The sequence below is a fragment of the Stenotrophomonas maltophilia group sp. RNC7 genome (assembly GCF_030910085.1).
Taxonomy (GTDB): domain Bacteria; phylum Pseudomonadota; class Gammaproteobacteria; order Xanthomonadales; family Xanthomonadaceae; genus Stenotrophomonas; species Stenotrophomonas sepilia.
The window spans coordinates 1-8470 of the sequence record NZ_JAVFVN010000649.1 but is presented as its reverse complement, the minus strand read 5'-3'; the positions used below and the strand labels follow the sequence as shown (position 1 = coordinate 8470).

Sequence of the window (8470 nt, the reverse complement as noted above, 5' to 3'; positions counted from 1 at the left end):
CGGACTCTCGGTTTTTTGGGGGGTTTTGTTTTTTTTTTGGTTTTTTGTTTTGTGGGGGGGCGGGGGGGGTCATTTCGGGGGGTGGGTGGGCGTGTGGCTTGCCCGACAAACCAATTATTTGGCTGATGGTTTTTTTTTTTTTTTTTGGGTGGGGGGGGGTGGGGGGGTGGGGGGTTCGCCCGGGTTTGGGGGGGGCCCCCACCCACCTGTGGGCCGGGGGGGGGCCCCCCCCCCCCCCCCCCCCCGCCCCGCCATCCCACGGATAGCCCGCTGTTGCTGTTGCTTCGGCTGTTGCTGTTGCTGCCGGCCAGCGGCCGGCACTACCGCGGGTGCAGGGCCGCAGGCCCTGCCGACCAACCCACTACTTGGCAGCAGCGATCTGCTTTTCGATGTCGGCGGCGGTCACCGGGCCGAGGAACGTATGCGCCAGCTTGCCCTGCGGGTCCAGCAGATGGGTCAGCGGCAGGCCACGCGGCGTGGCGAAGTCGGCCGGCGGATCGAACGGGTCCACGATCACGATCGGATAGGTCACCGGATGCTTGGCCAGGAACGACTGCATCTCCGGCACTTCGATGTCCTCGTAAGCCAAGCCGACCACTTCGATGTTGCTGCGCATCGCATGCAGGGCCGACAGCTCGGGCATCTCCTTGCGGCACGGCGCGCACCAGGTGGCCCAGAAGTTCACCACCACCCACTTGCCGCGAAGCGCGGCCAGGTCGTAGTCGCTGCCATCCACCGCCTTCATCTTCAGCGTCGGGAACTCGGCGGTGGTGCGCTCGGCCGGGGTTTCCTCGACCGGTGCCGTGCTCGGCGTCGGCGCCTGTGCCGGCGGCTGGCTGCTGGCCGGTGCCGGCTCCTGGGCCGGTTTGCAGGCCGCCAGGGCCAGCAGCAGGGTCAACGGGAGCAGCAGCGGCAACGACGTGTTGCGGGTCATGGGGTCTCTCCAGAGTCGGTATAGATATCACTGACCTTGCGCTTCAGGCGTTCGCGCAGGGGCAGTCGCAGGTCATCCAGCGCCGCCAAGGCGGCACGGCCCAGGCTGTCGTCGCGATACGGCAGGTGCTGCTCGGCTACCGGGATGCGCAGCTGGGTGCATTCGTACAGATCGGCCAGGCTGACCTGGTCCAGGTCGCGCGACAGCAGCCACTCGCCGCGCTCATCGCGGCGCAGCAGGTCGATCTCCTGCAGGTTGCAGATCAGGTCCTGCAGCAGTGAATCGGTCAGCATCGGCTCCAGCCGCAGGATTTCGTCATCGGCCAGGCCTTTGCCCTTGGCCCGTGCATGCTGGAAGCGGCCAAGCAGGCGCAGCAGCCCATAGAACTCGTACCCCTGTGGCAGGCGCAGCTCGACCGGCTGGTAGCGGAAGGCGGCCATCGAGGAGGCCAGCGACGCACCCAGCAGCACCGCCACCCAGCACAGGTAGATCCACAGCAGCAGGATCGGCACGAAGGCGACCGTGCCATACAGCTTCTGGTAGGACTGGAAGCTGCCCAGATACGCGCCGATGCCCCACTTCACCAGTTCAAGGATGACCGCCGCCAGGATCGCGCCGGGCACGGCATGCCGCCATTTCACCGTGTGGTGCGGTACCACGCGGAACATCAGCGTGATGCAGACGAACTCGATCAGGATCGGTGCCAGCCGCAGCGCCAGTTCGGCCAGCCAACGGCCCTCCTGGGTACCGAACAACGGCATCGCGAACACCCTCGCCGATACTGCCAGCGACGCGGCGGCAAGCATCGCGCCCAGGGTCAGCACGGTCCAGTAGACCAGGAAGCGGGTCAGCTTGGGCCGGCTCGAGCCGACCCGCCAGATCTGGTTGAAGGTCTCTTCCACGCTGTTGAGCGTGATCAGCAGTGAAGCGACCAGTGCGATGAAGCCGGCGGCCGTCAGCTGGCCGGCACTGGCCGAAAACTGCCGCAGGTAACCCTCGGCCGCGCGCGCAGCGGAGGGCACGAAGTTGGAGAAGACGTAGTCGCTGAGCTGGTCGCTCCAGCGGTCGAAAACGGGGAAGGCCGAGAGCACGCCGAACACCACGATGGCCAGCGGCACCAGCGCGAACACCGTGGTGTACGCCAGCGCCGCCGCTGCCTGGAACAGGCGGTCGTCGAGGAAGCGATGCCACAGGAAGCGGCCGAAACTGATGGCCCGTGCGCGATCCCGCGCGCGCTCCATCCACAGGTTGAGCGTATCCAAAGGTTCCATCGGTGGAAGGGTACCCGATGCGGAATGCTCGCAGGATAGCCATACTGGTGACCACACGACGAGGAGAAGCGGGCACGATGGGCGAGATTCTGGTGCTGTATTACAGCCGGGGCGGTTCGGTGGCACGGCTGGCGCGCCAGATCGCGCGGGGCATCGGCGAAGTGCCGGGCATGACCGCGCGCCTGCGCACGGTGCCGCCGGTGGCCGCAGTGACCCAGACCGCGCAGCCGCCGGTACCCGACGATGGCGCCCCCTATGTAAGCGTGCAGGACCTGGTCGAATGCCAGGGCCTGCTGCTCGGCAGTCCGACCCGCTTCGGCAACATGGCCGCGCCGGTGAAGCATTTCCTGGATGGGCTGGGCGCCGAATGGGTCAATGGCACCCTCTCCGGCAAGCCGGCCGGCGTGTTCACGTCCACCGCATCCATGCATGGCGGGCAGGAATCGACCCTGCTGTCGATGCAGGTGCCGCTGCTGCACCATGGCTGCGTGATCGTCGGCATTCCGTTCACGGAACCGGCGCTGAGCCATACCACCAGTGGCGGCACACCCTATGGCGCCAGCCACGTCGCCGGTGCCGCCGACGACCCGCAGCCGACCGACGACGAAGCCGTGCTGGCGCGCGCGCTGGGGCGTCGGGTGGCCGGCATCGCGCAGCGGTTGGCCCGATGACCGCCGCGCCGCGCACGGTCCTGCTGCTGGCCCTGATGGGGCTGGCCGCGCTGTTCGCCGGCTGGTTCATCAATGACAAGCACTGGCTGGCGACCCAGCTGGTGTTCACCGCGCCGCCGCTGGCGCTGGCCATCGCCGTGCGCCTGGGCTGGCGCAAGGCCGGTTTCTGGGCCTCGGTGCTGGCGCTGGGCTGGTTCAGCCACGGCGTGATGAGCGCCTGGAGCCATCCGGAAACGCGCTGGCTGGCGCTGATCGAGATCGCGCTGGCCCTGCTGGTGATCTTCAGCGCCAGCCTGCCCGGCCTGCGCGCCCGCTTCGGCAAGCAACGCTGACGCTGCGCCCGCTGGGCCGTATCATCTGCATTCCTGGCCCCGCGCCGCAGTACCTGTCCTGGTTTCGCGCATGCACATGATGGAAGAGCTCCTGGTCGTCACCACCGGTGGCACGATCGACAAGATCTACTTCGACGACAAGTCGGACTACCAGATCGGCGATCCGCAGATCGGCATGATCCTGCGCGAGCTGGGCGTGACGTTCCGCTTCAACGTGATTCCGATCCTGCGCAAGGATTCGCTGCACATCAACGATGAGGACCGCGAGCTGATCCGCGCCACCATCGCCGCGCAGCCGACCCGGCACGTCCTGGTGACCCACGGCACCGACTCGATGGTGCAGACCGGCAAGGTGCTGGCGACGATCCCGGACAAGACCATCGTGATGACCGGTGCACTGAGCCCGGCACGCTTCCGCGGCTCGGATGCCGAGTTCAACATCGGCTGTGCGATCGGTGCGGTGCAGTCGTTGCCGAGCGGCGTGTACATCGCGATGAACGGGCGGATCTTCGACCCGCAGCACGTGCGCAAGAACGTGGCCGCGAACCGCTTCGAGTCGGTCTGAGGAACCGCGTGCCGACCAAGCTCGGCACCTGCCAGAGCGCTGCCCTTGTAGTGCCGAGCCATGCTCGGCAACCGCGTGCCAGCGCGGCACAACGGTCCGCAGCCAGAGCAGCCGAGCATGGGCTCGGCCCCACAGAAGCAAGAACGCCCCGGCCGAAGCCAGGGCGTGCCCTTGGAGAGGGACTTGGGCTCAGTACTGGGCGTTGAGGGTCACGCCCGAGAAGGTGCTGTAGGCCTTCACCCGCACATACCACGTGCCAGCGGCAGGGCTGTTGATGGTGCAGGTCTCGCTGTTGCCACTCAGGTACGGACGGCAGGTGTAGCTGGTATCGGTCGGGGCACTGCCCTGGCGCACGTACAGGTCGGCATCGCCGCTGCCGCCACTGATCGTCACGCGCAGCTGGCTGCTACCGGCCGGAACGGCGACGGTGTAGTTCAGCTCGGCACCGGTCGCGGCGCCCAGGCCGGTCACCGGCACGTTGTTCTGCAGCACGTTGCCACCCGGGTTCGGGTTGCCACCGCCGTTGATCGCCGCATCCACGGCCGCGTTGGCGTCGACGATGCCGGCGCCGCAGCCACCCGAGCAGGCGCCCGGCAGCGGGCGTGCAGTGCTCTTGATGATGCTTTCGACCTGTGCCGGACTCAGTGCGCTCGGCGCCACCGACTGCATCAGCGCAACCACGCCGGCCACGTGCGGCGCCGCCATCGAGGTGCCGTTGTAGGACGCATAGGTGGCGCTGCCCGGCGTGGTGGTGCCGGTGTTGAGGGTGGACAGGATGCTCTGGCCCGGGCCGGAAATGTCGATGCCGGCGCCGTAGTTGGAGAAGCTGGCACGCGCACCGGCCGAGGTCGTGGCCGCCACCGCGATCACGTTCGCGCAGTTGGCCGGCACCGACGAGGACACGTTGGTGTTGCTGTTGCCGGCGGCGACCACCACGGTGGTGCCACGGCTGACCGCGCCGTTGATGGCGTTCTGGTAGGTGGCCGAGCAGGTGCCGCCACCACCCAGCGACATGTTGATGACCTCGGCCGGGTTGGCGTTGGCCGGCACGCCACTGACGGTGCCGCCAGAGGCCCACACGATCGCGTCGGCGATGTCGGAGGTGTAACCGCCGCACTTGCCCAGCACGCGCACCGGGACGACCTTGGCATTGAACGCAGTACCGGCCACGCCGGTGCTGTTGTTGGTCACCGCCGCCACGGTGCCGGCGACGTGGGTACCGTGCCAGCTGGAGTTGGAGGCCGGGATGCCCGAGCCGCACTCGTTGGCGCCGTACCAGTCGCCCTCGTCATTCGGGTTGTTGTCGCGGCCACCGCCATCGCGCGCCATCGCGGCATCGCTGATGAAGTCATAGCCAGGCAGGATGTTGGCGTTGAGATCGGGATGGTTGGTGATGCCGGTATCGATCACGGCCACCACCACGCCGGTGCCGGTGGCCTTGTCCCAGGCCGGCCGCACGTTGATCGACGCGTTGGAGGTACCGAAGCCCCACTGCTCGCTGAAGCGGGTGTCATTCGGGGTCAGCGTCGCACGCATGATCTGGTCGACTTCGACGTATTCCACGTTCGGGTCGGCGGCGAGCTTGCGCATCAGCAGCTCGGATTCGGCCTGGTCAAGCGGGCGATCGGTCCTGACCAGGGTCGGGCCAACGGCCAGCTTGCGGACCTCCTGCAGGCCCAGCGCGCGGCCCTGGCTGCTGGCCAGGCCGGCGGCGGCAGTCTTCAGCGAAGAGGCCAGTGCGGTGGTGTTGGCCACCGGCGCACTGCCGTCGCGGTACTTCACGATGAAGCGCTGGTGCGTCGGCGCGGACTGCAGGCCGCTGAGCTGGACGTCACCGGCCAGCGCAGGCGTGGCCAGCAGCAGCGATGACAGAACGGACGCACCAAGGACCACCCACACTCGACGCACACGCGGTTGCGTTACCTGGGACATCAGTATTTCCCTTTCTTGTGGTGTGAATGCCGGAATCGGCAGAAGCACCGGCCCGAACCCTGGGCTGGCTTGCGTTGGCGAGGTTCGAAGTCCGATGAGTCAGCGGATCCCCCTAACGATCCGCCGTACATATGACGCTAATGGCCGAAACCGGACACCACAAGATTTTCAGCGTCTTTTCAGCAAGATGAAATGTTCGTTCTGAGACTTTTAGGGTCAAGGGTTTGTGAAGGTGAAGGAACTTCCTCGTGTCCTGCACAGACCTGACCGGGTCGTCACGTGTCCTGGAATGACTTTGCCGACATCGGCGTTCGGCCCCGGGCCCACAACGCAGAAAACCCGTCACGGGGACGGGCTTTCCGGAAGAGCAGCCGAGCGTCGGCTCGGCTCTACAGTTCAGCGTTGGGCGATCAGCCCAGCTTGACCAGCCAGTTGTGGCGGTCCGGCAGGCGGCCGTACTGGATATCGGTCAGTTCCTTGCGCAGCGACATGGTCACTTCGCCGGCCGGCGCGTTGATGTCGCCCACCGAGAAGCCCTCGCCCTTCAGCTGGCCGATCGGAGTGACCACCGCGGCGGTGCCACAGGCAAACACTTCGCTGATCGCACCGGAGGCAACGCCGTCCTTCCACTCGTCGATGCTGACCTTGCGTTCTTCGACCTTCATGCCACGGTCGCGGGCCAGCTGCAGGATGCTCTCGCGGGTGATGCCCTCGAGGATGCTGCCCGACAGTTCCGGGGTGACCAGCGTGCCGTCCTTGTAGACCAGGAACACGTTCATGCCGCCCAGTTCTTCCAGGTACTTGCCTTCGACCGGGTCGAGGAACAGTACCTGCGAGCAGCCCTGCGCCTGCGCCTTCTGCTGCGGGAGCAGCGAGGCGGCGTAGTTGCCACCGCACTTGGCGGCACCGGTGCCGCCCTTGGCCGCACGCGCGTACTCGGTGGACAGCCAGATCGACACCGGGGCAACACCCTTGGCGAAGTACGGGCCGGCCGGGCTGGCGATGACGTAGTAGCCGGCCTTGTGCGCGCCGCGCACGCCGAGGAAGGCCTCATCGCCGATCATGAACGGGCGGAAATACAGGCTCGACTCATCGGCCGAAGGCACCCAGTCACTGTCGACGGCGATCAGCTGCTTCAGCGATTCGACGAAGATCTCCACCGGCAGTTCCGGCAACGCCAGGCGCTGCGCCGAACGCTGCAGGCGACGGCCGTTGGCATCCGGGCGGAAGGTCCAGATCGAACCGTCGGCATGACGGTAGGCCTTGATGCCTTCGAAGATTTCCTGGCCGTAATGCAGCACGGCGGCGGCCGGGTCCAGCTGCAGCGGGCCGTAGGCGCGCACGTTGGCGTTGTGCCAGCCGGCATCCTTGTCCCAGCGCACTTCCACCATGTGGTCGGTGAAGTGCAGGCCGAAGCCCGGCTTCTCCAGGATCTGGGCGCGCTCTTCAGCGCTGCGCGGGTGGTCCGAACGGGTGACGGCGAAGCTGGGAATGGACTGGGACACCGGAGATTTCCTGTTCTGGTTGCGGGTAATGCCGGGCCCGCGTCACTGCGGGCCGTGGGTCAAAGCATGCCGGTCTCGAGCCGGGCCGCCTCGGACATCATGTGCTGGTTCCACGGCGGGTCGAACACCAGGTCGACGTCGGCCTCGGCCACCGTCGGGATCATTTCAAGCTTGCTGCGCACGTCGTCGACCAGGATCTCGCCCATGCCGCAGCCCGGGGCGGTCAGGGTCATCTTCACGTCGATCTCGCGCTTGCCCTCATCCAGGTGCTTGATCTCGACTTCATAGACCAGGCCCAGTTCCACGATGTTGACCGGAATTTCCGGATCGAAGCAGGTGCGCAGCTGCTGCCACACCAGCTGCTCCACCTGTTCATCGGTGGCGTCGGCCGGCAGCTCGAGCGGCGCCGGTGCCTCCTTGCCGATGGCATCGCCGTCCTTGCCGGCGATGCGGAACAGGTTGCCCTCGACGAACACCGAATAACTGCCGCCCAGCGCCTGGGTGATGTACCCATAGCTGCCGGCGGGCAGGGTCACGGTGTCGCCCTGCGGGACCATCACGGCCTCGCAATCGCGTTCGAAGTGGACAGGTTCGCTGCTACGGGAATACATGGGGACCGATATGGGGCCGTGGCCGAGGCCACGCAAGACGGCATTCTAGCCCAGCCGCCCCCGCACCGCCGGTGCACTGCGGCAAACCACAGTATCCTGTGGGTGATCTTCTGGGAGCTTCGATGTCCTCCAATGCCGCGCGTGCCAGGACCGTGACCTGGCTCTGGCCCCTCATGCTGCTGCTGGGCCTGTTTGTCGCTCCCCTCGCCTGGATGGTCCTGGCGCTGATGACCGGCCGGCAGGTCGGCTGGATGGCGGTGCTGGCCGCCCTGGAACTGGTGTTCATGCTGCGCCTGGGCACGCTGGGCCCAGGCCGGCTGCGCGTCGCCCTGGTCGTGCTCGGCACCCTGCTGGTGGCCGCCGTGGCCAACTGGGCCATCGCCAGCGCCTGGATGGGCGGCTCGATCGGCCTGGATCTGTGGGACGCCACGATGCGGATGGGCCCGCACCTGGCCTGGACCCTGATCACCCTCGCCAATGGCGCAATGGAATGGCTGTGGCTGGCCCTGGGCGTGGCCGTGGGCGCCTGGCTGGCGCGCTGAGCGCGCAGATTCACGCCACGCGTGGATGAGGGTAGCGCCGGGGCGACACAACCGCCCGGCCCCCCGCCGCCCCCCCCCCACCCGCCCGGGGCCCCGCCCCACCCACC

Annotated in this window: 9 protein-coding genes; 4 read left to right on the top strand and 5 right to left on the bottom strand. The window is 67.2% G+C overall.

Going from position 1 to position 8470, the window contains the following annotated elements:
* Positions 1-361: 361 nt before the first annotated feature.
* Together RCF13_RS13540 and RCF13_RS13535 are read right to left on the bottom strand one after the other, a co-directional pair.
* Positions 362-934: a TlpA disulfide reductase family protein gene (locus RCF13_RS13540; RefSeq protein ID WP_134969369.1), complete on the bottom strand. Its 573-nt coding sequence runs from the start codon at positions 932-934 to the stop codon at positions 362-364.
* Entirely contained in the window at positions 931-2205 is a 1275-nt protein-coding gene (locus RCF13_RS13535; RefSeq protein WP_154350266.1) for a YihY family inner membrane protein, read from the bottom strand. Before RCF13_RS13535 ends, RCF13_RS13540 begins: the two co-directional genes overlap by 4 nt.
* A 77-nt stretch (positions 2206-2282) precedes the next feature.
* Between RCF13_RS13535 and wrbA the strand changes: the two genes are divergently transcribed.
* The 3 genes from wrbA (at position 2283) to RCF13_RS13520 (ending at position 3773) form a co-directional block, all read left to right on the top strand.
* Positions 2283-2876 (top strand): NAD(P)H:quinone oxidoreductase, encoded by a 594-nt coding sequence (gene wrbA / locus RCF13_RS13530; RefSeq protein WP_049438254.1) that lies wholly within the window; start codon positions 2283-2285, stop codon positions 2874-2876.
* Positions 2873-3208 carry a DUF2069 domain-containing protein gene (locus tag RCF13_RS13525; RefSeq protein WP_164262196.1) on the top strand — a complete coding sequence of 112 codons (336 nt, stop codon included), beginning with the start codon at positions 2873-2875 and terminating at the stop codon, positions 3206-3208. Before wrbA ends, RCF13_RS13525 begins: the two co-directional genes overlap by 4 nt.
* A 79-nt stretch (positions 3209-3287) precedes the next feature.
* On the top strand, positions 3288-3773 hold the full coding sequence (locus RCF13_RS13520; protein WP_010481766.1) for an asparaginase domain-containing protein: 486 nt from the start codon (positions 3288-3290) through the stop codon (positions 3771-3773).
* Positions 3774-3962: 189 nt separating this feature from the next.
* Here the strand turns inward: RCF13_RS13520 and RCF13_RS13515 are convergent, their stop codons facing one another.
* From RCF13_RS13515 to sufT, 3 genes are all read right to left on the bottom strand, one after another.
* The gene (locus RCF13_RS13515; protein ID WP_061480116.1) at positions 3963-5705 is read right to left on the bottom strand and encodes a S8 family peptidase; all 1743 of its coding nucleotides are present in this window, start codon (positions 5703-5705) and stop codon (positions 3963-3965) included.
* Between the two features lie 410 nt (positions 5706-6115).
* Positions 6116-7210 carry a branched-chain amino acid aminotransferase gene (locus RCF13_RS13510; RefSeq protein WP_061480117.1) on the bottom strand — a complete coding sequence of 365 codons (1095 nt, stop codon included), beginning with the start codon at positions 7208-7210 and terminating at the stop codon, positions 6116-6118.
* Between the two features lie 59 nt (positions 7211-7269).
* Entirely contained in the window at positions 7270-7821 is a 552-nt protein-coding gene (gene sufT / locus RCF13_RS13505; protein ID WP_005415385.1) for a putative Fe-S cluster assembly protein SufT, read from the bottom strand.
* A 122-nt stretch (positions 7822-7943) separates the two neighbouring features.
* Between sufT and RCF13_RS13500 the strand changes: the two genes are divergently transcribed.
* Positions 7944-8363 (top strand): hypothetical protein, encoded by a 420-nt coding sequence (locus RCF13_RS13500; RefSeq protein ID WP_061480118.1) that lies wholly within the window; start codon positions 7944-7946, stop codon positions 8361-8363.
* The last annotated feature ends 107 nt before the right edge of the window (positions 8364-8470 follow it).